The sequence below is a fragment of the Microbulbifer maximicatervae (SeqCode) genome (assembly GCF_052467615.1).
Genome location: NZ_CP174319.1, coordinates 138,787 through 163,882 on the forward strand (window position 1 = coordinate 138,787; position 25,096 = coordinate 163,882).

Consider the following 25,096-nt stretch of genomic DNA (forward strand, 5'->3'; position numbering starts at 1 on the left):
AATGTTCCGCTAAGTAAGAATTCAGGGGCCCCAACCCCAATGCACACAAGTCAGATTAAAAAGTGCGCGCCCAAAGCTTGTGAGAGTACAATGTACTACTCACTACACCTAACTCTACTGTAACTGGAACGGAGTTCAAGCCTGATAAGGTCAGACTGTCCTCATTCGCCCAAGATAAAGGGTTGGTAAGGAAACGATTGTCACACTTAGAAACAGGTGTGCTAGGTCGATATCGTTTAGAATGGCACTTTGCAGAGTGGCTTAGGCCACTCTTTTCAGGAAAATGGAATAGTTTTCACTAAATTTGAATTGTGCATGGAAATTAAACCTCTAAGCGAGTATCCACGGGATGCTGTGGATCGTCTTCTCAATGTCATCCATCTATTTCGGGATATTCGTGCCTCGAGTGAGTGGCAATACGATGTATTGCTAAAGCGCTCCCGGTTGGTCAGCCTTCAGTCGGGTGAACAGCTGCTGCGTGCAGGGGATGTGGATCAATGGGTCTACTTCTTATTGCGCGGTGAGTTACATGTGAAGGTGAATAGTCCCGCAGCTGAGGAGGCTCCGGGAAATGAACGTCCTTTGGCGGTAATACGTCCAGGTGAGTTATTTGGTGATTTGTCGATGCTATTGGCGGAGCCCCGCAGTGCCGATGTATTTGCCGCGAATCATAGCCAGGATACTCAGGTTCTAGGCGTTGATTGTACGCTGTTTGGTGACCTGGAAGACTTATCACTTTTACAGTTGCCAGCAAAACTGGTTTTCTATCGCAATATGGTGCATTCATTGCGTTGGAAACTGGAGGTCTATAGGTCCAAGTATCCGGGGCATCAGTTGGCGAATAGCCATAGAAAGCTGAAACTTTATACGGGACCAAAAAATAGCCGGGAAGAGTTAATTGCCTTAGCGGAACAGGCGAAAGCTTTGGCTCAAATTCTGCTCGACTGGAATGCGGAGTTTGGTTCTGGTGAGCTGGTTGATGATGAATCCGACATGCTTGGATTTCTGGAATCTATGCTGTCGTAGAGATTTCCCGTTCAAACCAAGGGCGAGAGAATTATTTCCTCGCTCCTGACTGCTCTCCCTCCTCTTTGTACTTATTTTTATTGGCACATGTGTACACCTTTCTTAAGGGGGGACTATCTGCTGATTCCAGTCTAAATTTGTAGATCACTCGGATATTTCATTTGCCCGACATTAACCACGTATTTATTGACAGAATTCGAGTAGGACACAGCGGGGCTTTTTATATGTCGCTGTGATTGTGTAAAAATCGCTTCGCTTCAGTTGTTATCGCAGATCCCTTCGATTGGATTTAAGACCCCTTTTGCGATGGCGCATCATTGCCCAACAGGTTTAGTAAGTTATGAATGTATTGGCATCAATCTGGTCAAGGCGCAATTACCGGATGGCAATTATTGTTTCGGTGATCGCTATTTTATGGCTGCTGAGTGGGCAGTTATTCTCCGATGCAGAGGATGAGCAGTCAGAATCTAAAGAGGTAACTGCCAAGAAGCCAGAGCCTGAATTGCGAATTCAAGCCCAAATCATTGAGTCCAGCCCATACGCCACTCAGATACTAGTGAATGGGCGCACTGAGGCTAACCGGCATGTACGTTTGCGCGCTGAACTGGATGGCATTATTGCTGCACTTCCAGTTGCGGAAGGGCAGACAGTTAGACAAGGGGATGTCATTTGCGAAATCGAGGCTGAAGATCGTATTGAGCAACTGGCATTAGCTGAAGCGGCAAAACGCAAAGCAGAAATAGACTTTGCCGGTGCCGAGAAACTTAAGAAAAAAGGACTGCAGTCGGATACCGCAATGGCCCAGCAGCAAGTTGAGCTTGCCCGAACCAAGGCGGAGTACACACGTGCCAAAGTGACGGTAGAGAAACTGCAAATTCGTGCACCATTTGCTGGAGTAGTGAATAGCCGAGCGGTGGAGCTGGGAGATTTTATTCGCCGGGGAGAGGAATGCGCGACCATTCTTGACTTGGATCCCATCCTAATTGTTGGCGAAGTTTCAGAGGATCAAGTGGGGAGCCTTGTTGGGGGCGGGCCGGCGAGAGCCCAATTACAAAGAGGACTGTTAGTAGACGGATACCTTCGTTATATCAGTCAACAGGCGCAGGAAATTACTCGGGCTTACCGAGTGGAGGTAGCAGTAGATAATCCAGGTAATCAACTTCCCGGAGGCTTGAGTGGTCAGCTGGTCCTCCCGACCGGTGAAATAACGGCCCACCATATTAATGCATCTCTACTCACGCTGGATGATAGCGGTGAATTGGGGGTGCGGACTCTCAATGATAAAAACCGAGTGCAATTTATCAATGTTTCATTGGTTGGGGATGGTGATGGCGGCGTCTGGGTTTCTGGACTGCCTGACACAGTCACTCTGATTACTGTGGGACAAGAATATGTTACTACGGGAGATTTGGTTCGTGCAGAAATACTGAAAACTGGGGAAGAGTTTTCCCGGGAGAACCAAGCGAAGGAAGCTTCCCCAGTAGATTCCGCTGAGGTGACTCCGGTATCCGAAACTTCAGTGATTCCCGAGGGGGATTCGCGATGAAGATGTTGGAAAGCGCTATTCAAAGAAATCGCAGCACAATATGCCTGATGCTGCTGATTGTTTTAATTGGCATAGTTGCTCGCGCAGCGATGACAATTGAATCAAGCCCTGAGGTGAACCCCCCATTTGTAATTGTACAGGTCACTCATGAGGGAATTTCCCCAGAGGATGGTGTACGCCTGTTGGTCCGCCCTCTGGAGAAGGAAATTCGTGCGGTAGAAGGGGTTGTCGAGGTGATTGCTGTCGCCCGGGAATCCCTTGCATATATCGTGATTGAATTTGACTCTGCCATTGGTGTAGATGATGCCGTCGATGATATTCGCAATGCTGTAGAGCGGGCCAGGGCTGAGCTGCCCCGGGATGCCGATGAGCCCACCGTGGAGGAAGTATCCGCTCAACCTTTCCCCACCATTGTCGTTACCCTATCCGGTGAGCAAGTGAATGAACGGGTTTTACTGCGCTCGGCTGAATTGCTTAAGCGGAAGATAGAGAGTATCCCTGAGGTGCTCGGTGCAGATCTCCACGGTAATAGGGAGGAGGTCGTTGAGGCAGTGATTGATCCGGTGCGACTGGAGCACTATCAAATCACCAGTGCGGAGTTAATCAACGCGGTATTGGGGAACAATCTGTTAATTCCTGCAGGGGAGTTGGAAACCAATCGGGGCCGTTTTTCAGTGAAAGTCCCTGGGTTGATAGAGACCGCCCAGGATGTTTATGAAATTCCGCTCAAGAAGTCACGCGATGGAGTTGTGACCTTGGGTGCTGTTACAGATATTCGCAGAACCTTCAAGGATGCAGTGAGCTACACCAGTATCAATGGCCGTCCGGGGCTCGCTATTAATGTTGAAAAGCGCAACGATGCCAGCTCTGTCGATGTCGCGGATCGAGTCCGGGAAGTGGTTCAGGCTGAATTTGGTGTTTTGCCGCAGGGAATTACGGTTGAGTTTGTTTTTGACCAATCTGATTTTGCACGGGATATGGTCAGTGAGATGCAGGGAAACATCCTGACCGCGATGCTATTGGTAATGATTATTGTCGTTGCCGCGCTCGGCTTTCGCTCGGGAATTCTGGTGGGACTGGGAGTGCCCTTCTCTTTGCTGTTTGGTTCCATCATCACCTGGTATCTGGGTTATTCGTTTAACTTTATGGTGATGTTCGGAATGTTGCTGGCCCTCGGTATGTTAATTGATGGCTCCATTGTGATTACCGAGTTTGCCGATCGGAAAATGGCTGAAGGTTTGTCAGCAAGGGAGTCCTATATTGCATCTGTCAGTCGGATGTTCTGGCCGGTAGTTGCCTCAACGGCAACTACCCTTGCAGCATTTTTGCCGATTATGCTGTGGCCTGGAGTGGTGGGAGACTTCATGCGTTACCTGCCCGTTACAGTATTTGCAGTATTGGCGGGGTCACTCTTGTACGCCCTGTTTTTTGCTCCTGTGCTGGGTTCACTGTTTGGCAAAAGCGCAATGGATGCCTCTACTCGTAACTACCTGAGCCAGTTAGAGGATGGCTTACCTCGAGCCCTGCCTGGAATTACCGGCTGGTATGCGCGTATTCTTGAGAAGGTTCTGCAGCGCCCACTGGGTGGGTTCTTAACCACTATTGCCATTCTGGTTGCCATCTTTATTGGCTTTGTCAATTTTGGTGCGGGTGTTGAATTTTTCACGGATACAGAAGAGCAATACGGCAATGTAGAAATCAGGGCCCAGGGCAATTTGTCCATGGAAGAGAAAAAAAACCTGGTGGTGCAAGTGGAAAGAGCCGTGCTTAGTGTGCCTGAGGTCCGAATAGCTCACACTACTATTGGTTCTGGAGGGATTTCTGGAAATTCTGATCGTTCCCCAGATCAAATCGCCAATATGTTAGTGGAGCTTTATCCCGCAGAGGAACGCGAGCGGCGGAGCCGCGACATTTTTGCCGATATCCGTTCCCGCACCTCAGATTTTGCCGGAATTAAAGTAACCGCAAATGTAATGGAGGGAGGACCGCCGGTAGGCAAGGATGTTGTTCTGGAGTTGCGCAGTCAGAACTATGAGCAGCTACTGCTGGAAACCTGGCGACTACACCGCGCAATGGAGGAAATTGGCGGGTTGCGAGATATTGTAAACACCGCGCCACTACCTGGCATCGAGTGGGAAGTGAAAGTCGATCGAGCCAAGGCTGCTCTATATGGTGCCGATCTCACTGAAGTTGGCAGGGCGGTGCAGTTGGTTACCAATGGCGTCCGAGTTGCAGAATATCGACCCGATGATACGGATGAAGAAGTAGATATACGTATCAGGTACCCCAGAAGTGCCAGAGGCATAGCTGCGCTCGATCAGCTAAAAGTTAATACCGTGCAGGGTACTGTTCCGATTAGCAGTTTCGTACACACGGAAGCCATGCCCAAGGTCGATAAGATTGAGCGAATCGACGGAATTACTCGCATGCAAATTAAGGCTGATGCGCAAGAGGGGATTCTGCCGGATGACAAAGTGAAGGAAATAAGGAAGTGGTTGCAGAGCAATCCGGTGGATAACCGGGTTGAGCTGCTATTCCGTGGGGCGGATGAGGAGCAGAATGAGTCTTTTAAATTCCTAGGTATAGCCTTCCTCCTGGCCCTGTTTTTAATGTTTATCCTGTTAGTAACACAGTTCAACAGCTTCTATCAGTCTTTATTAGTACTTTCATCTGTGATTATGTCCACTTTGGGAGTGATGTTTGGTCTGCTAATAACACAAAGCACCTTCAGTGTGATTATGACTGGAGTGGGTATTGTGGCGCTGGCTGGAATCGTGGTGAACAATAATATTGTACTGATAGATACTTATAATTTCGTGCGTAAGAATGAGCCGAGCCTCACACCAACGGAAGCAGCAGTAAAGGCATCGACACAGAGGCTGAGACCGGTCTTTTTGACAACGGCAACAACTATCCTCGGGTTGTTGCCCCTGGCGCTAGGCGTCAGTGTGGATATGGTCGGACGCAATATTGTTGTCGATGGAGTGATAGCCTCTTTTTGGGTGAAGCTAGCCAGTGCAATTGTTTACGGGCTTACCTTTTCCACTTTGCTGACGTTATTGGTTACACCCATTATGTTAGTACTACCGGGCCGCTCCAAGAAGAGGGGTAATCCAGAGGGGGCTATTGAGTCGGTAACGAGTTAGTGACGGCTATATAAGTACTGTAATCATACTTAGTGATCACAAAATTCGGGGGCTTAGGCCCCCGTTTTTATAGCGGGGAATTTATGAATAAGGCTAAATGGCCGAATGAAATTTTAGAACGTAGTGGACAGCTTAAGGAGAGTTTATCGGGGCCTTTTAAGGAGCTGTTGCGTGAGCATCAATTACCATGCGATTTCCTCCAGGTACTCGAACAACTTTTTCTTCCCCTAGGAGTTTGGGTACTGACTCGTCATAAGCGCAGTAATCCATTAATAATTGGGGTTAGCGGGGGGCAGGGTACCGGCAAGTCGACTCTGGCAGATGTGTGGCAATGTATTTACCAGGCGATGGGCTATCGCTGCTGTGTTTTGTCTCTGGATGATATCTATTTAACGCTGGAGCAGCGCCGCAGGCTGGCTATACAGGTACACCCTTTACTCGAAACTCGTGGTGTGCCGGGAACCCATGATATCGGCTTGGGGATCAGCACGCTCAAGGCCCTGTGTACAGCCAATACTGATTCCGCTATCGCATTACCTAGGTTTGATAAAGGACGTGATGATCGGATCCCTGAGCACTTGTGGCCCGTATTCAAGGGGCAAGTTGATGTTGTTATCTTCGAAGGATGGTGCCTAGGGGCCAGGCCTTCAGAAGGGCATGAAGGACCGCTCAATGAACTGGAGTGCAGGGAAGATAGTACTGGCGAATGGCGAAGTTATGTTAATCAACAGTTGGAAGATTCTTATCGAGATCTTTTTTCGCTTATCGATGTATGGGTGATGCTCAAAGCGCCGAGTATGGAATGTATCATTGAGTGGCGTAAGTTACAGGAGCATAAACTCAGGGTTCGCTCCGGAATGGGGATGACAGATCAACAAATTGTTCAGTTTGTACAACACTACGAAAGAGTGACGCGGAGCTTACTAGAGGATATGCCGGGCTGGGCAGATTGTGTTATTGAATTGGGGGAGGACCATCAGGTGAAGGGCTTGCGGATGCAGTAAGGTCGGTTTAAACCCTGGCGAGGCCAGGGTTTAAACTAACTGAATAAATCAGTTTTGCTTAAGCGCTGGCTTACTTAGCCTTGGGCGGACGACCGCGACCGCGCTTTACAGGAGCAGCTTCAGTTGCTGCTGCGGCTTCTGCTTTTTTGGGGCGCCCTGGCTTTTTCTTAGCGGCTTCCGCTTTTGCTGGGCGACCGGGCTTCTTTTGTGCGGATTCTGCCTTAGGTGGGCGGCCACGACCGCGTTTTACAGGAGCAGCATCAGTTGCTGCGGCGGCTGCGGTCTCTGCTTTTTTGGGGCGGCCGGGCTTTTTCTTAGCGGCTTCAGTTTTTGCAGGGCGACCGGGCTTCTTTTTGGCTTCAGTGGCGTCTTTTTTGGGACGGCCAGGCTTTTTCTTAGCTTCTTCGGTCTTAGCGGGACGACCAGGCTTCTTCTTGGCTTCTTCAGTTTTAGCTGGGCGGCCGGGCTTTTTCTTAGCTGCAGTGGCTTTCTTCTTGTCAGCAGCAGCGGCTTTTTTAGCGGCAGCAGCAGTTTTCTTCGCTTCGGCAGCGGCTTTTTTCTTTTCAGCAGCAGCCAGTTTCTTAGCTACAGCAGCTTCTTCTTTAGCGACGATCTTAGCTACCTGAGAAGCCAGCTTGTTGGCGGCTTTGATCTCAGCCAATGCATCTTTGGCTTCAGTTGCGGCAGTTTTGGCTTCAGTTGCAGCAGTTTTAGCTGCAGCGGCGGCTTCACGTGCTTTTTTCAACTGTTGCTGTTGAGCAGCAGTCTTTTTCTTAGCTCTAACAGTCGCTACTTTATCTTGAGTAGTTTTTGCTTTAGCGGCAGCCTTCTTGGCACTGTTTGCCAATTTCTCGGCTTTGACAGTCAGGTCTTTTTCCTGCTTAAGGCGGGCAGTTTCCAGTTTAGCGGTAAGGGAGCGTAGCTCCGCTTCCATTTTTGCGATGTCGCTGGTAGCGACTTGAGCAGCTTTTTTAGTAGCCATTTAAATATCCCTGCAAAATGAATTGTTTTAGTAAGTGGGGGCATTCCTATCAATTATTCTCAGCCATCTTTAACGGAATTAGGCACCGTCCAAGATGCATGTTTTCGGCAGAAAACAATTGATAGTGAGTCCCCCCAAGCTAGCGGCGCTAATTGCAGCTTATTTGTATACCTAATTGCAAGTCCTTTAGATGGTTTTTTTCTATTTAATGTAAAAAAAATGGCTTTTTTTTACATATTTTTCAATTGGGGGCCGTTTGAACTGTGTTTTTGATCTTTTTGGGAACTTGAAAGCACTCATTACTGGTGATTCTTTAACTTCAATATTCTTTGTATCAAGTCAGTATCAGTGGCGTTAAATAGTTGAGTAATTTTGTAAGCTTTATGAACCTGTTGGTTTAGTTGTTTTGGCTTTTATAGTTGGATTTTGATGGTGGCAGATAGTTTCTGTTCATCAATTAACAGAGAGCCGGATTAACAAAACTTAACTGCGAGCTTTTGCCTGCGTCAATTAGCGGGCAACCTCCATAGCTGGTTGTGTAACCTTGCGTATTGAAGTGTGATATTCAAATTGCGGAAAGTTGGCAAGTGTCAAGATGTCAGAGACAGCTTGAGTCCTATTGCCGTACCCTGGTATTTAGTAAGGAATTAAAAACTGGGGGAGAACTCACACTCATGTACGGGATCTAGTGCCCCGTATATAAGTACCAACCGGTTGGGGTATTTGGGGCCTTGGCTGCCGGGATCTGCCATTACTGCTGCGAGGTTTACTTTTACATGGCGGAAAGTAAACCAGTGATAAATCTAGTTATAACCATGTATATAATGGGACGGAACTGTATTAGTTTGTGCTCTTCAGTCGAGGTCTTTTTAATTACCGAGAAAGCGAGCGCTTGGTCTCCAGTCATTTGTTTTGCTATCACGTGACATCCCTGCTCGTCATAAAAGAAGTAGAGGGCAGTTATTCAGAGGCAAGTAATACCAGAAGCTATTTGAATGCAGTCCTGATTATCCGTGCGTTGATCAACAATCTTAATGATATTTTTATGGGCAATGCTTCTGCTTTGGAGTAGCTGCTCTTACCAAAGGCAACCTTATGAGTTTTGCAATGGGAGAGGGAGAGGACTGACCCAGTAACAGAATATCTCTGTCACTGGGGTGATATGGAGTCAATCGTGTAGCTTTATAGTGGCCCGTAGGGCAAATAACGATTGTTGGAATTCTGGCGAATCCATAACAGTTGTTCTTTTGTTAATGGCGTCGAGCGTTGCTTGAGTACTTTGGCGAGGGGAATTACTGCAGACTCAGCGCCGGCGTCCCAGCCTGGCAGATTCATTTCTGCCAAAGTAAAGAAGCGGATCAGTTGCCATAGCTGGGCACTGTTCCAATGTTCGCTCTCTTCAATCCAGTGTTGGAAGGGAAGGCGAATAAGTGTGGAGGGTACTTTTTCAAACGCTCCTACTGATTCTGTAAAAGGTTTATCTGACTCTGCAATTTCGATAAGTCTGAGCAACTGCTCCCGGTTGAATTCTTCACTGGTTTCATTTTGTGGGCCACTTACCTGTGGCTCCCAGGCTCCTACGCTCATACTTACTCCTTATAAAGGTCCGGTTTCTTGCTGTTGCATTATAGCGAGGGGGGCTGTGTTCAGGGGGATCTTACTCTAGATAACAATGAATAAAGAGGTCTTTGAATTAATCCACATTACTTCTTCGAATCTAATGAATCGTTTTGTAGTAATTTTGGAAGTCTTTATAAAGGAGTTGGGTTGCGATAACAGGGACTAAACCTACGGGAAAATCAAATCTGTCGGTGCTTATTTGAGATACTATAGAAGAGACTCTTGATATTGAGGTTCAAATGGAATTTATTGCTAAAGCACTGCCGGCGACAAAGCGAGTGGCTCTGGTAGCCCATGACAACCGTAAAGATGCCATGATTCAGTGGTGTCTCAGACATCACAATTTGCTCAAACGACACCAGTTATTGGCTACGGGGACTACTGGTGGAAAAATTGAAGATGCGACGGGTTTAAGTGTCGAAAAGCTCTTAAGTGGCCCTCTGGGAGGTGATCAGCAGCTCGGAGCGAGGATTAGCGAGGGGCAGGTGGATTTACTGATATTCTTCTGGGACCCCTTTGAGCCCATGCCCCATGACCCAGACGTCAAGGCACTACTGCGTATTGCTGCAGCGTGGAATATCCCAGTGGCTTGCAACCAGAGCAGTGCAGATATGGTGGTACAGTCACCATTGATGGACCAATCCTTCGAGCATGAGGTGCCTGACTATCACAGCTATCTAGCAGGACGTTAGTCGGAATTTTTGCTTAAAATTTGATCTTTTCTGTCGGCTCGATTCTGTAACTTATTGATTTTTAAAGTTTATTTATCTCTGTTATCGCTCGCACTTGCAATGCTTGCGAAATCGCGGCAATCTTGCCCACCAGATTAGACCGGTCAATCCGGCACCCCTGATATTTGAAAATTGCACGGTGTTTTATGAGTAGACGACGCGGAAAGGCCGTAGAAGAAGAAAAGGCAGATATCGACCTGACGCCCATGTTGGACGTTGTGTTTATCATGTTGATCTTCTTTATCGTGACTGCTTCATTTGTTAAAGAGAAGGCGCTGGATGTGAATGTGCCTGATCCGAATGAGACCAGCAATGCTGAGCCAGATCCTACCAAGCAGAATATTCTGTTGATGGTTAGCGCAAATGATGAAATCACCATGGCGGATGGCAGCCGTATTGACAGCCGTGCTGTACGGGCCCGTATCGCCCAGATGTATGCGGAGAACCCGCAGGCAATGGTGATTGTGCGTGCACACAACAAGTCTAGTGCGGATACTTACGTACAGATTGCGGATGCCGCGAAGGAAGTGAGCCTGGGTATTCAGGTCTCTCTGGTACCTTACGAGGACTAAGTTCCCGGTGAGTTACCCGCGCTTAAAAAGCCAGCATATTGCTGGCTTTTTTCATTTGTGAATTATGGTTTTGAACTGGTCACAAATTGGGGGTACTTAAGTACCCCTCAAATGAAATCCGATATCAGAATTCTGAACGAATTGCCCAGAGGTCGGGGAAAACCGGTCTAAATAGGGTTCCCTGTAAATAACCTACTCCGCTCGATCCACCAGTCCCCATTTTCCTGCCAATTGTTCGCTCGACCATTTTTACATGTCGGTAACGCCACTGTTGTAACGAAGTATCGATGTCCACCAAAGCCTCACAGATTTCACTTACCAGTGGATCATTGCGATAGATATCGATCAGTATTTTCTGGACGGCTGAAGAAGGCTCTGCAACTTGGCTAAAATCCCTTTCAAGCTCATTAGCGGGTACCTTATGCCCCTCGTGAACCAAAAAGTTTAGGAAAGCATCCCAAAGGGTCGGCGCCTCAAGGCGCTTCATCAAGCGCTGGTAGTGCTCTGAGCCAGGGGTATAGTTTTCCAGTTTTTTCGGGTCCTTGGCTCCGTAAAGAAATTCCAACTCGCGAAACTGGTACGACTGAAAACCACTAGCCGTGGATAGTCGATCGCGGAAAGACATAAACTCCAGTGGGGTTAGGGTTTCCAGGATATCGACCTGTTGAATCAAAGTACGATAAATCGTGTCGACACGTTTAAGTGTATGCAATGCGCGATTGCGTTCACCTGCGTTGAATAGTCGCACCAGGAAATCCAGTTCATGCAACATTTGCTTGAACCAGAGCTCGTAGCTTTGATGAATAGTAATGAAAAGTAGTTCGTCGTGCTCGGGACCATCGGAAAGGGGTTTCTGGCACTGCAAAAGCTCGTCTACTTTTAGGTAAGAGCTATAAGTTATTGTCATAGTCAGCTGCTTCCTGAGTGTGTTTTGACCAGTTACAAAATAATGCTCTCTTTAGCCGGTGTGGATCAAAACAAAAATTACGGCAAAGTGATTTATATTGGACCCATTATAAAGCCCGGAGCTCTTTGAATGGAAAACCCAGCACAAAACCTACGTGTCAATGGCGCTCGCCTTTGGGATAGCCTGATGGAAATTGCTGAGATAGGCGCGACCCCAGCGGGCGGATGCAATCGACAAGCCCTGACAGATGAAGACCGTGAAGGGCGCGACCTTTTCGTGCGCTGGTGCCGAGATATAGGCTGTGAGGTCAGAGTGGACCAGATGGGCAACATTTTTGCCCGCCGACCGGGAGCAGATAACAGCTTGCCTGCGGTAGTGACTGGTTCTCATTTGGATACCCAGCCCACGGGTGGCAAATTTGACGGTGTATATGGCGTACTTGCCGGCCTGGAAGTTCTGCGCACTCTAGAGGATCAAGGTATCAGGACCAAGGCCCCATTAGAGGTGGTTGTATGGACTAATGAGGAGGGTGCGCGCTTTTCCCCTGCAATGGTGGGCTCCGGGGTTTGGGCTGGTGAATTTAGCTTGGAGTATGGGCACAGCCGCGCGGATAAATCGGGTATCACTATCGGTGAAGAGTTGGAGCGGATCGGCTATCTCGGTACTGAGCCCGCTCAGCCGAGGGCTATTAAGGCTTCATTTGAAGCGCATATCGAGCAGGGCCCGATCCTCGAAAAACAGGATCAGGTAATTGGTGTTGTCACTGGTGTACAGGGTATTCGCTGGTATGACGTAACTTTTTACGGAACGCCTTGCCATGCGGGTCCAACTCCGATGGAGGACCGCCGTGATCCGGTCCAGGCAATGTCCATTCTGTGCGAGCGCATGTATCGTGAAGTCCGGGAGTATTCAGAAGATGCGCGTATGACCTGTGGGGATTTAAGGGCGGCGCCGGGCAGCCGAAATACAGTTCCTGAAGAGGTTGTGCTAGCACTGGACCTCCGTCACCCGTTACCTGAAGGCTTAAACCATCTGCATAAAGCCTTGTATAAGGCGGCTGAAAGAGTACAGGAAGAGACAGGTACCAGAGTCGATATTCGTGAAGAGTGGTACTCACCTCCCGTCGCCTTTGATAAGCATTGCATTGATTCGGTTAGCAGTGCTGTGCAGACCTTGGGATATAGCAATCGCAAGATGGTTTCAGGTGCTGGGCACGATTCCGTATATGTTTCCCGAGTCGCCCCTGTCTCTATGATCTTTGTGCCCTGTGAAGGAGGGCTGTCGCACAATGAAGCAGAATCGGCGGAGCCGGATCATCTTGAGGCGGGTTGTAATGTGTTGCTTCACGCAATGCTAAACAGTGCGGAGCAGGCTTAAGTAGCAGTAAAACAAGTGCTTCTGTCAACTCTCGGCGTTGCACTGTCTTTGTTTTGGCATAGTTGATAACAAGTTGGAATTTAGGCGAATGAGTAATTTTACTTTGAAGCACCGTCAGGATAACGGCGGTACGGCACCCCTGAGTGAGTGGGGGATGGATTCAGAATACGGCGTACTGAGAGATGTTCTAATTGGGCCTGTGGATAACTTCAGCTGGCGCACTGGTAATGCGAGTGCGCGACGTGCCGAGCGCCTCGGTATGAAGTTTGATCACAAGGTGGCGATGACACAGCATGGAGAGATGCTCGATGCCTACCGCCATGCAGGAGTGAATACGCACCTTATTCCAGCGGACAGCACATTGCCCTACCAAATTTACGGTCGCGATTCCTCGGTAATGACCCCTTGGGGGCCTATCGTGACTCAGATGTTCAGCCCTTGGCGCCGTGGTGAGTGGGCGCCCATAGTGAAGAAATATGCAGAGCTGAATATCCCTATTTACGACATTATCACCGCAGGCTCTCTGGAGGGCGGTGATTTTATGGTGTTAGAGCCCGGCGTTATTCTGTGTGGCTACTCCGGCGAACGCACCAGCCCGCAGGGATTTGAGCAGATGAAAAGTTGGGTGGAAAAAGAGGGCTGGGAAGTTAAAGGCTACCAGTTCGATCCGTTCTTCCTGCATATTGATGTGATGGTAGCCATGCTTGCGGAAAAGCTGGCAGCAATTTGTGTTGATGCTGTTGAGCCGGAGCTGGTGCAGTGGTTTAAAAGCCGAAATATAGAGATTATTGATATTCCCTTCCCGCAGGTATTGGAACTTGGAGTGAATGTCGTTGCCCTGGGGAACGATCGAGTGATGCTACCTAAGGCCAATACCGGACTGGCGGAGAAGTGTCGCGCACATGGCCTGGAAGTTATCGACCCAGATATTTCAATGATTACTCCGGGGGGCGGTGGCGTTCATTGCATGTGCCAACCTCTGCGCCGGGATTCAGCCAATAAAGTTTGATTACTGTTGCTGGTTACCTAGAGGGCCCGGTCACTGGTGACCGGGTTAATCCCGTCAACGAAAGTGGTTGATTAGGAACTCGAACCTCTGGGAGTAGCGGTTAATATGAATCTCCTAAATAGATGGCCTACAGCGGATTAAAAGTGGCTTCCGTTGGGGTTCCATAATTAGGCTACTGAGAGTAGCCCAATCTACTTCTTACCCCGGAGAACAATATGCAAAGCGAATGCGCTGAAATTCAGGCTCAGCTTAAGGACCGCATCCTCGAGATTACGATTAATCGACCCGGTCGCAAAAATGCCCTGACTATGGCCATGTATACCGCGATGGCAGGGTTATTGAATAGCGCTGCTACAAACCCGGATGTTCGCGTCGCGATTATTACCGGTGCTGAGGGCATATTTACCAGTGGTAACGACCTGACAGATTTCCTGGGTGGCTCTGCCGAAGGGGAGGAGTCTCCGGTTTTCCAGTTTATGAGTGCTCTTTACCACTTCCCCAAGCCGGTAGTTGCAGCCGTTAATGGCCCCGCAGTAGGTATTGGTACAACCATGCTGTTGCATTGCGACCTGTCTTTTGCTGGAGACGACGCCATGTTCCAGATGCCATTTGTGGACCTGGGGCTGTGTCCAGAGTATGGCTCCAGCTACTTGTTGCCCAGGATCGCCGGCCATGCCAAAGCTTCTGAACTGTTATTGTTGAGCAAGCGTTTTAGTGCTCAGGAAGCCGTTGAATTTGGTATCTGTAATGCCGCAGTGGCGCCAGAACAGGCCATTGTTCGCGCACGTGAAGCCGCCGCTGAGTTAGCGAGGAAAGCTCCGGCTGCCCTCCGTTTAACTAAACAGCTTTTGCGCAGAGCAACTCTAGAGAAAGGGTTAGAGTTTATTCAAGACGAAGGCCGTTACTTTAAGGAGCGCCTCGCCTCTGATGAGTTTAAAGAGGCTGCTATGGCCTTTATGGAGAAGAGACCAGCGGACTTCTCCAAGTTTGATTAAGTAAAAAAAGGCCGCACTATGCGGCCTTTTTTCTGATTTCATTTTTTAACGATCCCTATGTCCCCGGGAAAGATAGTTAACGGCTCTGTCGGGGTGGTCGGTAAAGAGACCGTCAATGCGCAGCTGATATACAGCGAAATGCAGGAAGTCCTCGAAGCTTTCAAATTCTTCGGGAACCTTGCCTGTATCCGCGCGGAAGGTATAGGGGTGAACTTCTAGCTGTCTGCGGTGTGCCCGGCGGACAACACTGTTAGCTCTTGGTTGGCCATCCGTTACTTCCATTAACATAGGATACCAGGGGCCAATCCCATCTGCGTAGGTGGCGATTTTGCGCAAGCCCCCCTGTTGCAGCATCCAGTCATAATTGTACTTTTCAATTTCTCCATTCACTTCGACCAATTTTTCCCCCCAGTCGGTAGCGGCGATCAATTGAACTAATGATAGATCCATCCCCATGGAGGGCATCAGCTCAAATTTAACTCGCTGGAGCTCCTCTGCGTCAAAGCATTGGAAAAAAACTTTGTGATCGCGATCGGTATAGCCGTATTTCTTGAGTGATTGCAAGGCTATAGAGGCAATATCTTTTCCTTCCCAGTGATGGAAGTAGGGTTTTTTAATCTCCGGGTAGATGCCAATATCGTAGCCCAGGGATCGGTTAAGCCCCTGGATCAATTCCAGTTCTTCCTCAAAGGTGGACAGCTTAAAGCTAGATTTCCATATTGGAAATCTCTCAGGGTATTTTGCTTGAAGTCCATCCTCACTATCTATGAAGGGCTCTGATACCTGAAGCTGCTTAAGTTCGCTCAGGGTAAAATCGATAGTGTAAAAGTGACCATCATCGCGTGCACGCTGGGGAAAAACGTCGGCGACATTAGTTACACTATCTAGATAAATATCGTGCATTACGATCAAGTGATCATCTTTGCTGAGTACCAAGTCTTGCTCGATATAGTCTGGACGCATAGCGTAAGCCAGCGCTTTGGATTCGAGGGTGTGTTCAGGTAGGTAGGCAGAGGCACCTCTATGAGCTACCACAATAGTTTGTTTATTTCTCTGATCAAAGTTGTCCGCGCAGGTTAGTGTTGCGGCTACAGAAAAGCCAATCAACACTACTGATAGAAGGTTTTTTAACATGTGATAAAGGCCCGTGATGAATTGTGGGGCACTTTCTAGCAGAGAAATATGACAGGGATATAACTGAATACGAGAGCCCCGTCGGGGCGAGGCTTTCGCAGAGCGAGCGTAGAGCTATTCAGCGCGGCTTCGTCTATCTGATAGGCATTATGAACCCTGGACACTCTAATTTCTTCTCTCTTGAAGCTTGGCTTTGAAGGCTGCTCGATTTTCTTCTTGAAGCTTTTTGAACTCTGCTAATTGTTGATCCGTCAGTACGGTGGACATTTCACTGAGCGTAGATTTTCTGATAGCGGCCATTTCTTTGCCTAACTGGCGCTTCTCACGAAAGCTCATCTTTTGGATAGCGCCAGAGGGACTTTCTATGTTAACGCCGTATTTTGCAAGCACTTGGCGGCGTTGTTCATTGGCTGATTCCAGGATTGGCTTTACTTTTTCTACCTGCTCATCAGAGAGGTTAAGCTTGGCTTTAGTTGCCTCTAAGCGCTCCGCAAGTTGTGCGGCATGGTCATTATCTGCCCAAGCTAGGGTATTTGCAGAAATGGTAATTATTGCAGCGATTACCAAACTGAATAATTTCTTCATTGTGACTTCCTCGTTAATGAGTAAATGCCGTTGCTGTGAGGAGTATGATAATGGCTAGATTGTAAGCCAGTGCCATCCAACGCAAGGAAGTGTAAATTCCCTATTCCCTCTCACATGGACTGAGATATTCCAGGATATCCACAGTCAGATACTTCTACTCAAGATAATTCTAGACAATTCTGGTTGGCTAGTGCGCCTAGGTAAGTCAATAGAAGATAAACCGATATCCAGTCAGCCCGGAAACCATGAATCGATAAGGGTTAATAGTCAGCAAGCAAAGATTGTCGCCTACAGAGGAACCGCTGGTTTAGGTATTAACAGGAAGTTAAGCACTCTAAAACGGCGCTATTTCAGCGCCGTCAAAATTTAATCAAGACTTGAGGTAGGTAAAATTGCGTTATTACAGTGCAACGCTTTGCTATGCCGCGATGATGCCTGCCAAAAGCGTCTTAATCCCCTTCACACAGTGGCTTCGTGAGACCATAGATAGTCGGCATAGATTTCTCGAAGGTCTTTTTTGCTGACTTTGCCTGTAGCCGTATGGGGGATTTCCTTGGCAATGACACAGTCATCGGGAATCCACCAGTTGGCAAAATGCCCTTTAAAGGATGCCAGAATCTCCTCAGTTTTTAGTGTTTTGCCTTCAGCAGGAACAATGATCAGGAGAGGCCGCTCAGCCCACTTTTCATGGGCAACCCCAATAACAGCGGCTTCGGCTACTCCCGCCTGTGTCATAGCAAAATTCTCCAGCTCAATAGAGGAAATCCACTCGCCGCCGGACTTGATAACATCCTTAGTGCGATCAGTGATTGTCAGGTAGCCGTCAGCATCGATCGTGGCAACGTCACCAGTATCAAACCAGCCGTCTTCGGTAAGTGCAGACTCTTTGGATTGGTAGTAGCGCTCACAGACCCAGGGACCACGCACTTGAAGGGCTCCAAAAGCCAGCCCGTCTTGTGCCAAGGTATTTCCCTCGGGGTCTACAATACGCATCTCGACCCCAAAGCCCGCTCGGCCCTGCTTGAGCCTGAGGGCCTGTGCTTCGTCTTTAGAGAGGTTCTCAGGCATGCGGGCATTGTAGGTTCCCAGTGGGCTCATTTCAGTCATGCCCCAGGCGTGATGGGTATATACCCCATGCTTTTGCTCGAATTCCTCCATAATACTCCAGGGGCAAGCCGATCCACCCACGACTACTCGATTCAAGCTGGGTAGGGTCTCTTCACTTTCCCGCAGGTATTTGAGTAGGGCGAGCCAAACGGTTGGAACGCCGGCAGCGATAGTAACGGCTTCCTTTTGAATTAATTGACTGAGCGTTTCTCCACACCCCATTTTGGGGCCAGGCAACACGAGTTTTGCTCCAACAGCCGGTGCCGCATAGGGTATTGACCAGGCGTTGACGTGAAACATGGGGACAACAGGCAATATGGCTTCGTCCCTTCTAATCGCAAAGACATCTGGCATCAATACGCCGTAGGTATGCAGCATCAGAGAGCGATGGGAATAAAGCACCCCTTTGGGATTGCCTGTTGTGCCTGATGTATAACAGAGTGCTGCTGCACTCTCTTCCTCTAATTCAGGCCATTGAAACTCAGTGGGCTCTGCTGCAATCAATGTTTCATAGCAGTAAACATTGCTCAGGCTTGTGGTGGGCATATGTGCTTTATCAGTTAGCACAATGATGCCTTCAATCGAATCTAGATATTCTGCCAGAGATTCGATTAGGGGCATAAATAGTGGATCAATAAACAGCCATCGATCTGCGGCATGCTCAATAATGTAAGATATTTGCTCAGGGAAAAGCCGGGGGTTAATGGTATGGCAAACGAGCCCGCTGCAAGAAGTTGCGTAGTAGAGTTCAAAATGCCGGTGATCGTTCCAGGCAAGAGTACCAATTCGATCTCCATCATTGGCTCCAAGCTTTTGTAGTGCATTTGCCAATTGCGAGACTCGCTCAAAAGCTTGTTGATAGCTATAACGAAAATCGGGGTTATCCAAGGTAACTGAAACAATCTCACTATCCGGTGAGTTGCTTAGAGCATGCTTCATAATACCGGTGAGGATGAGCTGGGATTGCATCATCATGCCGTTCATCACTTACTCCTTATTATTATCTTTTATTTTCAGATAGACACTAACCCTCCAAAATTTTGGAGGATGATAGAAAAAGGATTAGGGGCTGATTCTAATAAAATTATTGAACGATCTTTATCCATTCTCCGGGCTTGGGTTCTCCTCGGGGATAATAACCATTTAACAGGCGTAATTGCTCCTCTGCATATTCGCCGATTTCCATATGTTTTGCCAGGGAGGCAAAGGTGGTTTTTTCATTGGCCTGGACGTAGCGCAAGCGTTTGATGTCCTTCTCTTCTACAATGTCAGTTTGTCGTAGCGGCCTGAAGCTTCTAATGCTAGTCAGGAATAAATTGTCATATTTATCAATAGCTTCTGGATCTGAGTCTTCATCATTTGTGACTTTTCCCTGCAGTACAAATTGTCTGCTACCATAAAAAATTACCGCAATTCTGTCTGGATCTGCATCCTCTTTTTCAAGCGGTGGAATTTTTCCGGTATGACCTTCAAGTCGATATTGATTGAGTTTCTCCCCTTTTTCCAGTTGTCGTAGATCGAACTCTGAGCGCAGAGCCATATCAGCGGGCTGGTTGCCATCGCGTTGGGTCACTGTAATGGTAATTTGTGCACTTTTATCAGGTGCAGAGCCGACAATGGCTGAACGTTGATTTTCTACCAACCAGCCATCGGGAAATAAAAGGGAAAAACCCAGCCGTTTATGGTTGTAGCGATTTTTAGTGGACTGCTGTGTGTTTTGTCCATACACAAGGCCATCTGTTTTTTCCCGATAGTATTCTACTTTGGTTTCTTTGTTGTCTTCGGGAAGCTGGCCGGCAGCGTTTACAACTTCTTGTAGACGAAGGTCATTTCTCGGGTGAGATGCAAACACACCGTGGTAAGTTTGCGGTTTCTTGCCCTCAATACGGGCACGGCGCCGGGCAAATGTCTCCTGATCCTTTAATAGCCCAATAACATTGATCATGGCCTGGGGATCATATCCAGCGTTGAACATATACTGGGCGCCGAAGCGATCCGCCTCCAGTTCCATCTCGCGGCCGTAGCCCTTCACAGCAGCGGTGCTATATAAATTTGCAACATCTCCGACTACACCACTGCCGGTAACCAAAACTGACAATACTGATACAACGCTGGCTCCGGTCGCAGCTGTTTTTTGCCTTACGGCATGGCGGGCGGTGATATGGCCAATCTCGTGAGCTAGTACAGCGGCCATTTCAGCTTCTGAGTGCAGGTAAGTTAGAAGGCCTCGGTTGATGTAGATATACCCACCGGGAAGGGCAAATGCGTTGATATCCTGGCTGTCGATGATCGTAAATTGGTACTTGATATCCGGTCTGTCGCTGGCGGCGGCAACTTTTTGCCCGACATGATTAACATAAGCGGTTAGGACTGGGTCTTTATAGATTGGAGTGCTCTCTATCAGCTTTTCATGCATCTCCCGACCTATGGAGATCTCCTTGTCCTCAGACATTAGAACCAGGTCAGGCTTATTGGTGGCAGGGTTAAATGCACAGCCTGCACTGAGTATTAGGATAGCGCTGGCAAAAACACGCTCGATAAATTTCATTACCCCTGGCCTCCCATAGCGTCTTAATTTTTATGAACTGGGTGTTACTGATGGCATCAAGAATTGTTGGAGCTGCAGCGCCATTCCTTTACAGGCATTATTCTGGACTCTGGCGATTAGTGGTATTGGAACCACGATTGCAGGCATATAAGAGGTTCCTTTGGCATCTGCACTAAGTTTCCCAGACAGTTCGCGGTCCCTGAAATCCCATACTGCCGCTTCGTAGTCAGATTCTTTATCCCAAGTCCCAAAGCCAAAGCACCCTGCACCGCCGGTACTGATGGTACAGCTGATAGAGCCGGCACTGGCTGTGGTCTCTGTCGAACCATCAATCCAGACGATGTACTTCACTCCATAGGTTTCCATTCGCTCACGCACACTTTCATTTTCCATCAGGCGATCTAGGGAGCGAACATGCATAGGTGCTGTCCTGGGTTCAAACCAAGGGTACATAAGATCGACAAAATCTTGCTCTGGAATAATGTTTACACCTAACTCAGGGTTGTGTAGTTCTCTACCAACACAGGCAATTAAATCAGGCTCTGTTTCATATTCACTGGAGTGACGGCGGCCCAGGATGACGACGGAATCTCCTTCGGCAAGCTCACCGTCGGAGCGTCGATACTCATCAATTACGACAGTAGTACAACCGCTAATAAAGATTATCGCTGCAACTAGAAGTGGCTTGAACACGATTTACTCCTCTTATTCAGCCTTTTTGGCTTTCACCTTGATTTCTCTCAGTGATAGCGATCGGCGCTTCCCAGAGAGAAAGGCCTGTAGTTCAGGAACTTTCCCAAATCCGGTATAGAGATTTGCTCCGGCATCGCGCAGGGCGATATTTATCGCCTGAGTTAATGCCTGTTCCTGGGACTGTAAAAATGCGGTAGGGGTTTTTCCGTAAGCGGTTATTACCCAGTTGGCAACCTGTCCGCCACTGGGGTCAAATGCAGTCATGTTGTATTTAATCCATACCTCAAAAATATTGACCCTTGTCTCTCTGGGCATTGTGAACTGCAGCTCTCGCACTTCTGGAACTATCACCAGTTCGACATTGGCGGGGACTTCCTGTGGATAACTGGATAGAGATACGGTATCGGTAAACATGGAACCCAATACTGTTTCAAACAGATTTTTTTGTGCTCTGCCTGTGCTTATATTCCATTCTTCACGATCTTCACTGTCTTCTTTATAAGTGAAACTTTTAAAGTCTTCACTGAGGTAGAAGCCTACTGTTATTGGCAATTGATCGCCTATTGGGGCTGGGTAATTGCCATCTACCTGTACTGTATGACTGCAAGCACCCAGGAAGAAACTTACAAGAATAAGTACCTTTAGGTGTCCAAAGGAAGTCGACCTATACCTCATATGTTCCTCCTTGAATCATTTAACTAGCGAAAGTCATTCAACCCCACGAAAGTGCCGCCATTTCGATAGGTGAGTTCGCGCATAAGGGCCGCAAAGCGCAGTCCTGTGGTTTGTAGGTGTGGAGGGCGAGAGAACTGTACAGGGAATCCTACTGCATGGATTCTGATATTTCGTTTTCCCTCACCGTGCTTAGCATTTACCCGTTCGACAGCTAACATAACCCTGCGGATTGATTTTCCGGTGAATTCATCGCCAAGCACATAAATACTGATTTTCTTACTGGGATCATAAAAGCTGCGGACGGCTTTCTGGATACCTTCAACAGGGCTGGAGTTACTAAAAGGATTCCAGGACTTCAACCGCTTTAGTATCGCTTGGCGGCGCCCTGGGGTATCAGGTATCCACTTGTTTCGATAATTGAAGAACATATAGTCCCCCATATCATTCATGACCTGGATACCTTTAACATTGGGATAAAGGTCTAGAGTATTGACCATCTCCGCCATCATTCGGTCCCAGCCGTAATTAAACATACTGCCGGAGGTGTCGATAATGAAGAGAATGTATTCGCTGTCGACAGGGATTCCGCCAATAACATTGTTTTTACGCTGGTAGTTCTCGCCCAGTAGGCGACGCATTTCATCAGTGATGGATTGTAGTGCAATGGTCAGCTCACCTTTGAGTTTGCCATCCTCACTTTGTCCTTCGGTTTTACTGGCAAATTCTGCTTGAAGTGCTTCCAACTCACCGCGCAGGTTGGCAATTCTCTTGCGCTCGATATCGATTTGTTCTCGCTTGGAATTTAGGTCCCGGTTGATAACTGTGGTCTCACCACGGATTTCTGCCAGCTGTTGCTGTAGTTCCAATACCTGCCCTTCGAGGTCAACTTCAGCTTCCTCTAATACAATCGGTTCTGCAGTCTTGGCGATCATCAGCAGCAAAACAATTGCGCCAAATCCACAGCAGATAACATCCAGGAAGGAAATGCTGAACTCCTCCTGGCGACGCTTTTTTTGTGCTCCTATCATGGCCAGTCCCTCGAAGGTGCAAGGAAAGAGCCTTTGCTTTGCATCGCCAGCTTCCAAAATTCACTAGCCGCAAATGGGTCCCCCTCCATAGGGGCAAGAATGACATTGATGGGGATATTCTTGGGGAGCACTTTAACCGCGCGCTTGAATAGACTGCGCCTGTCTCTACCCGAAATAGTGGGTTTTCTGGGCGCACTCATCCCTTGGGTCGGTAACCCATCGGTAATGAGAATAATGTTGTCGGGCAGTGGCGTCATAGCGTTAATAGCGTTAAATACTCTCTCTAGACTGGTACCATTTTCCGGCACTACTTCATCTAGCCCCTTGATAGCCTGGTCCAACTGGTCGCGGTCATCCACATTGAGCCAGCGATCTTCTGTACCGGCTATTGCGGCACGAAAAGAGGTATTAAAAGTATAGATCTGGTATTGGCTATCTCTGGGAAACTGAGCAGTAAGCCAGGAGACTGTGCTGACGGCCCTGCGCCATTTTTCAGTTTTGCGTTTTACCGGTGAAGACATGTTACGGGCGCGTATTATTTTAATAAGCTCGTCGCCGAGCATAGACGCCGATGAATCCAATAGTATCAGGATGCGATTACCGCCTAGGCGCAGGCCGGTGAGGTATTGACGGTCCCCATCACCGACAAATTTACGAACGTTATTTCCCAGCTTTTTATTTTCTTCCTCAAGGTTCTTTTTCGCCTGCTCCAGTTTTTTGAGTTTATCTTGTAGCCTCTTGATATCCTCTTCTTCATCGATACTGTCGATTTCAGCGATATTGCCTTTGGTTTCCTCTATTTGCTCCAAAATGCGCCTGGCAAGCCCTTGAGCCTCAACCAGTTCATCACTAACGACATCCAGAGTATTTCTGGCTTGAACTAAGTGTTCCTGTCCAAATTCCACCTCCTCTTCCAGAAGGTTCACCTCGGCAGTGAGATCTTCAGTCTCTACTTCAACTTGGTGATCGGAGCCGTGTTTGATAATAAGAAAAATTAACGCTACTGCCCCAAAACCACAGGACATGATATCGAGGAAGGACAGGCTAAATGTGGAAAAACGACGCTTTTTACGCCCCATATCGCTCCACGCTAATCGCAGTTATCACATCTTGATAATCTGCAACTCCAATTGTATCGCCGGCGTTGAGATTAACGGGTGACTCAATCTCTTTTCCATTGAGTGTGAGCTGAATTCCAGCATCCACCCGCAAAGCAAGTCTGCCCGCATGATTTGTGACTGTTGCGGCAGGGTGCTCCGGTGGTGTTGGGGTGACTTGAAATTTCTCGTCATGCCAGAAAACGAATAGAGGTTCCTGGGCGGCCAGTGCCTTGTGGCCAAAAAGTAAATGTGTCGCTACGGTTTCTGAGGATTTCTCTACATGCACCTTGACCTCGCTAGGGGGGAGGGCAGTGACAGAGTTGATCAGTTTCAATGTACTGCTATCACTGCGCAATTCTTTCCAGCGATGATTGATGGCATGTGCAATGGAGTCTCTTGAGAGAAGATGTACACGTTGGGCCAATTGAATTCCCCCTGGGATATCAGCCCAGCGATGGGAGATAAAACTCACACTTTGACTTTCCTCCAGGTTTTCAATCATTGCTCGTATACGAGAAAGGAGAGGGGTTGTTGCATCTTGAAGCTGCCGCAGGCTGATCTTTGCTGTTCGATCATCAAGTTCAGCTAGAACTTCTCCGTGACGCATCGCTCGATCAGTCCACTGGGGCATCAAATCATAGAGTTGCTGTTCTGATTCAGCTGAATGGAGAGGGTCAAATCGGCACTGCATAATAAATGCATCGGTAAATACGCGAGCCCAGGATTCCTGGAAGTTGTGTAGTCCTGCGTCGGCAACAGTTTCTACTGTTTTCACCGTGGCTTGCTTATCCACAGCAATCTTTGTTACCAGTGTCTGGTGGAGTTGTAGGTCGATATGCAGTTGGATTCCTGCAGGAGCCAAATTACCCAGGCACGCGGTTGCTGCATCAACAATGCCTACGATATTGATATCGCTGACTTTAATAACTCCCAGAAGTAAGGCCAGTTGTTCGTGGGTAAAATTGCCGGGAACAGCGAGAACAATTTCATCGGGAAGGTCACAGTGCTCCGCTATTTCCTGAAGGTGGCAGTAGACCAAGTCGGCATGGTGGCGGCAGCGTTGATTTTCTGACTTTAGCGACTCGAGGCTCAGTCTTCTCCAAAACTGGTTGTTAACCTGAGTCGGATGGCTCCTGGCACGCATTTGAGCTGAGGTACCAATATGAATTTTATTGTGTTCAATAACTGCAATTCCAGGACTTTCCAGTACTTCGTTAGTATTTGAAAATACACGTAATCCGCAGTCATTTATTTCCAGGACGCCTTGTCCCATGGGTTTATTCCTCGCTACGACTTATTCAGGTAAAACCG

The 25,096-nt window shown here is 48.1% G+C and carries 21 protein-coding genes; 9 read left to right on the forward strand and 12 right to left on the reverse strand.

From position 1 onward, the window contains the following. Positions 1-315: 315 nt before the first annotated feature. The 4 genes from ACJJIM_RS00650 to ACJJIM_RS00665 all read left to right on the forward strand — a co-directional run bounded on the left by ACJJIM_RS00650 (position 316) and on the right by ACJJIM_RS00665 (position 6,722). Positions 316-1,026, forward strand: a complete 711-nt coding sequence (locus tag ACJJIM_RS00650) for a Crp/Fnr family transcriptional regulator (RefSeq protein WP_444912102.1) — start codon at positions 316-318, stop codon at positions 1,024-1,026. A gap of 382 nt (positions 1,027-1,408) precedes the next feature. Further along, positions 1,409-2,572 (forward strand): efflux RND transporter periplasmic adaptor subunit, encoded by a 1,164-nt coding sequence (locus tag ACJJIM_RS00655; RefSeq protein WP_444912103.1) that lies wholly within the window; start codon positions 1,409-1,411, stop codon positions 2,570-2,572. Then, positions 2,569-5,718: an efflux RND transporter permease subunit gene (locus ACJJIM_RS00660; RefSeq protein WP_444912104.1), complete on the forward strand. Its 3,150-nt coding sequence runs from the start codon at positions 2,569-2,571 to the stop codon at positions 5,716-5,718. The genes ACJJIM_RS00655 and ACJJIM_RS00660 overlap by 4 nt, the downstream gene beginning before the upstream one ends. Before the next feature lie 83 nt (positions 5,719-5,801). Further along, positions 5,802-6,722, forward strand: coding sequence for a phosphoribulokinase (locus tag ACJJIM_RS00665; protein ID WP_444912105.1), 921 nt, complete (start codon positions 5,802-5,804; stop codon positions 6,720-6,722). A gap of 70 nt (positions 6,723-6,792) precedes the next feature. Here ACJJIM_RS00665 and ACJJIM_RS00670 read toward each other — a convergent pair whose 3' ends face one another. Together ACJJIM_RS00670 and ACJJIM_RS00675 are read right to left on the reverse strand one after the other, a co-directional pair. Then, on the reverse strand, positions 6,793-7,704 hold the full coding sequence (locus ACJJIM_RS00670) for a hypothetical protein (protein WP_444912106.1): 912 nt from the start codon (positions 7,702-7,704) through the stop codon (positions 6,793-6,795). A gap of 1,182 nt (positions 7,705-8,886) precedes the next feature. Further along, positions 8,887-9,291 carry a hypothetical protein gene (locus ACJJIM_RS00675; RefSeq protein ID WP_282934304.1) on the reverse strand — a complete coding sequence of 135 codons (405 nt, stop codon included), beginning with the start codon at positions 9,289-9,291 and terminating at the stop codon, positions 8,887-8,889. A 272-nt stretch (positions 9,292-9,563) separates the two neighbouring features. Here ACJJIM_RS00675 and ACJJIM_RS00680 point away from each other — a divergent pair, with 272 nt between their 5' ends. After that, positions 9,564-10,016, forward strand: a complete 453-nt coding sequence (locus tag ACJJIM_RS00680; protein ID WP_413664359.1) for a methylglyoxal synthase — start codon at positions 9,564-9,566, stop codon at positions 10,014-10,016. Positions 10,017-10,201: 185 nt separating this feature from the next. After that, positions 10,202-10,627: an ExbD/TolR family protein gene (locus ACJJIM_RS00685; protein WP_413664360.1), complete on the forward strand. Its 426-nt coding sequence runs from the start codon at positions 10,202-10,204 to the stop codon at positions 10,625-10,627. Between the two features lie 124 nt (positions 10,628-10,751). On the opposite strand, the gene ACJJIM_RS00690 is transcribed toward ACJJIM_RS00685, so the two are convergent. After that, positions 10,752-11,534 (reverse strand): tryptophan 2,3-dioxygenase, encoded by a 783-nt coding sequence (locus ACJJIM_RS00690; protein WP_413664361.1) that lies wholly within the window; start codon positions 11,532-11,534, stop codon positions 10,752-10,754. A gap of 129 nt (positions 11,535-11,663) precedes the next feature. Here ACJJIM_RS00690 and ACJJIM_RS00695 point away from each other — a divergent pair, with 129 nt between their 5' ends. The 3 genes from ACJJIM_RS00695 (at position 11,664) to ACJJIM_RS00705 (ending at position 14,915) form a co-directional block, all read left to right on the forward strand. Next, entirely contained in the window at positions 11,664-12,911 is a 1,248-nt protein-coding gene (locus tag ACJJIM_RS00695; RefSeq protein WP_413664362.1) for a Zn-dependent hydrolase, read from the forward strand. 88 nt (positions 12,912-12,999) lie between these two features. Then, positions 13,000-13,920 (forward strand): dimethylarginine dimethylaminohydrolase family protein, encoded by a 921-nt coding sequence (locus ACJJIM_RS00700; protein WP_444912107.1) that lies wholly within the window; start codon positions 13,000-13,002, stop codon positions 13,918-13,920. Between the two features lie 215 nt (positions 13,921-14,135). Beyond that, positions 14,136-14,915, forward strand: a complete 780-nt coding sequence (locus tag ACJJIM_RS00705; protein ID WP_413664364.1) for an enoyl-CoA hydratase — start codon at positions 14,136-14,138, stop codon at positions 14,913-14,915. Between the two features lie 45 nt (positions 14,916-14,960). Here ACJJIM_RS00705 and glpQ read toward each other — a convergent pair whose 3' ends face one another. The 9 genes from glpQ to ACJJIM_RS00750 form a co-directional block, all read right to left on the reverse strand. Further along, positions 14,961-16,049 (reverse strand): glycerophosphodiester phosphodiesterase, encoded by a 1,089-nt coding sequence (gene glpQ, locus ACJJIM_RS00710; RefSeq protein WP_413664365.1) that lies wholly within the window; start codon positions 16,047-16,049, stop codon positions 14,961-14,963. Between the two features lie 165 nt (positions 16,050-16,214). Beyond that, complete coding sequence (locus ACJJIM_RS00715; RefSeq protein ID WP_444892775.1) at positions 16,215-16,634, reverse strand: hypothetical protein; 420 nt, start codon at positions 16,632-16,634, stop codon at positions 16,215-16,217. Positions 16,635-17,093: 459 nt separating this feature from the next. Continuing rightward, positions 17,094-18,725 carry a long-chain fatty acid--CoA ligase gene (locus tag ACJJIM_RS00720; RefSeq protein ID WP_444912108.1) on the reverse strand — a complete coding sequence of 544 codons (1,632 nt, stop codon included), beginning with the start codon at positions 18,723-18,725 and terminating at the stop codon, positions 17,094-17,096. A 100-nt stretch (positions 18,726-18,825) separates the two neighbouring features. Further along, positions 18,826-20,289, reverse strand: a complete 1,464-nt coding sequence (locus ACJJIM_RS00725) for a M48 family metalloprotease (protein WP_444892777.1) — start codon at positions 20,287-20,289, stop codon at positions 18,826-18,828. 30 nt (positions 20,290-20,319) lie between these two features. Then, entirely contained in the window at positions 20,320-20,982 is a 663-nt protein-coding gene (locus tag ACJJIM_RS00730; RefSeq protein WP_444912109.1) for a hypothetical protein, read from the reverse strand. Between the two features lie 12 nt (positions 20,983-20,994). Further along, positions 20,995-21,657 (reverse strand): hypothetical protein, encoded by a 663-nt coding sequence (locus ACJJIM_RS00735; RefSeq protein ID WP_282934292.1) that lies wholly within the window; start codon positions 21,655-21,657, stop codon positions 20,995-20,997. 23 nt (positions 21,658-21,680) lie between these two features. Further along, positions 21,681-22,685, reverse strand: coding sequence for a VWA domain-containing protein (locus ACJJIM_RS00740; RefSeq protein WP_413664370.1), 1,005 nt, complete (start codon positions 22,683-22,685; stop codon positions 21,681-21,683). Next, positions 22,682-23,764 carry a VWA domain-containing protein gene (locus ACJJIM_RS00745; protein WP_282934290.1) on the reverse strand — a complete coding sequence of 361 codons (1,083 nt, stop codon included), beginning with the start codon at positions 23,762-23,764 and terminating at the stop codon, positions 22,682-22,684. Before ACJJIM_RS00745 ends, ACJJIM_RS00740 begins: the two co-directional genes overlap by 4 nt. Beyond that, positions 23,754-25,058 carry a hypothetical protein gene (locus tag ACJJIM_RS00750; RefSeq protein WP_444912110.1) on the reverse strand — a complete coding sequence of 435 codons (1,305 nt, stop codon included), beginning with the start codon at positions 25,056-25,058 and terminating at the stop codon, positions 23,754-23,756. The genes ACJJIM_RS00745 and ACJJIM_RS00750 overlap by 11 nt, the downstream gene beginning before the upstream one ends. Positions 25,059-25,096: the final 38 nt, after the last annotated feature.

What these genes read in the sequence shown, in the direction of transcription:
- glpQ (WP_413664365.1), bottom strand. Translation starts at nt 16,049, where the DNA reads ATGTTAAAAAACCTTCTATCAGTAGTGTTGATTGGCTTTTCTGTAGCC.
- ACJJIM_RS00735 (WP_282934292.1), bottom strand. Translation starts at nt 21,657, where the DNA reads ATGAGGTATAGGTCGACTTCCTTTGGACACCTAAAGGTACTTATTCTT.
- ACJJIM_RS00655 (WP_444912103.1), top strand. Translation starts at nt 1,409, where the DNA reads ATGGCAATTATTGTTTCGGTGATCGCTATTTTATGGCTGCTGAGTGGG.
- ACJJIM_RS00745 (WP_282934290.1), bottom strand. Translation starts at nt 23,764, where the DNA reads ATGGGGCGTAAAAAGCGTCGTTTTTCCACATTTAGCCTGTCCTTCCTC.
- ACJJIM_RS00695 (WP_413664362.1), top strand. Translation starts at nt 11,664, where the DNA reads ATGGAAAACCCAGCACAAAACCTACGTGTCAATGGCGCTCGCCTTTGG.
- ACJJIM_RS00725 (WP_444892777.1), bottom strand. Translation starts at nt 20,289, where the DNA reads ATGAAATTTATCGAGCGTGTTTTTGCCAGCGCTATCCTAATACTCAGT.
- ACJJIM_RS00700 (WP_444912107.1), top strand. Translation starts at nt 13,000, where the DNA reads ATGAGTAATTTTACTTTGAAGCACCGTCAGGATAACGGCGGTACGGCA.
- ACJJIM_RS00720 (WP_444912108.1), bottom strand. Translation starts at nt 18,725, where the DNA reads ATGAACGGCATGATGATGCAATCCCAGCTCATCCTCACCGGTATTATG.
- ACJJIM_RS00715 (WP_444892775.1), bottom strand. Translation starts at nt 16,634, where the DNA reads ATGAAGAAATTATTCAGTTTGGTAATCGCTGCAATAATTACCATTTCT.
- ACJJIM_RS00650 (WP_444912102.1), top strand. Translation starts at nt 316, where the DNA reads ATGGAAATTAAACCTCTAAGCGAGTATCCACGGGATGCTGTGGATCGT.
- ACJJIM_RS00675 (WP_282934304.1), bottom strand. Translation starts at nt 9,291, where the DNA reads ATGAGCGTAGGAGCCTGGGAGCCACAGGTAAGTGGCCCACAAAATGAA.
- ACJJIM_RS00750 (WP_444912110.1), bottom strand. Translation starts at nt 25,058, where the DNA reads ATGGGACAAGGCGTCCTGGAAATAAATGACTGCGGATTACGTGTATTT.
- ACJJIM_RS00690 (WP_413664361.1), bottom strand. Translation starts at nt 11,534, where the DNA reads ATGACAATAACTTATAGCTCTTACCTAAAAGTAGACGAGCTTTTGCAG.
- ACJJIM_RS00685 (WP_413664360.1), top strand. Translation starts at nt 10,202, where the DNA reads ATGAGTAGACGACGCGGAAAGGCCGTAGAAGAAGAAAAGGCAGATATC.
- ACJJIM_RS00705 (WP_413664364.1), top strand. Translation starts at nt 14,136, where the DNA reads ATGCAAAGCGAATGCGCTGAAATTCAGGCTCAGCTTAAGGACCGCATC.
- ACJJIM_RS00740 (WP_413664370.1), bottom strand. Translation starts at nt 22,685, where the DNA reads ATGATAGGAGCACAAAAAAAGCGTCGCCAGGAGGAGTTCAGCATTTCC.
- ACJJIM_RS00665 (WP_444912105.1), top strand. Translation starts at nt 5,802, where the DNA reads ATGAATAAGGCTAAATGGCCGAATGAAATTTTAGAACGTAGTGGACAG.
- ACJJIM_RS00680 (WP_413664359.1), top strand. Translation starts at nt 9,564, where the DNA reads ATGGAATTTATTGCTAAAGCACTGCCGGCGACAAAGCGAGTGGCTCTG.
- ACJJIM_RS00660 (WP_444912104.1), top strand. Translation starts at nt 2,569, where the DNA reads ATGAAGATGTTGGAAAGCGCTATTCAAAGAAATCGCAGCACAATATGC.
- ACJJIM_RS00670 (WP_444912106.1), bottom strand. Translation starts at nt 7,704, where the DNA reads ATGGCTACTAAAAAAGCTGCTCAAGTCGCTACCAGCGACATCGCAAAA.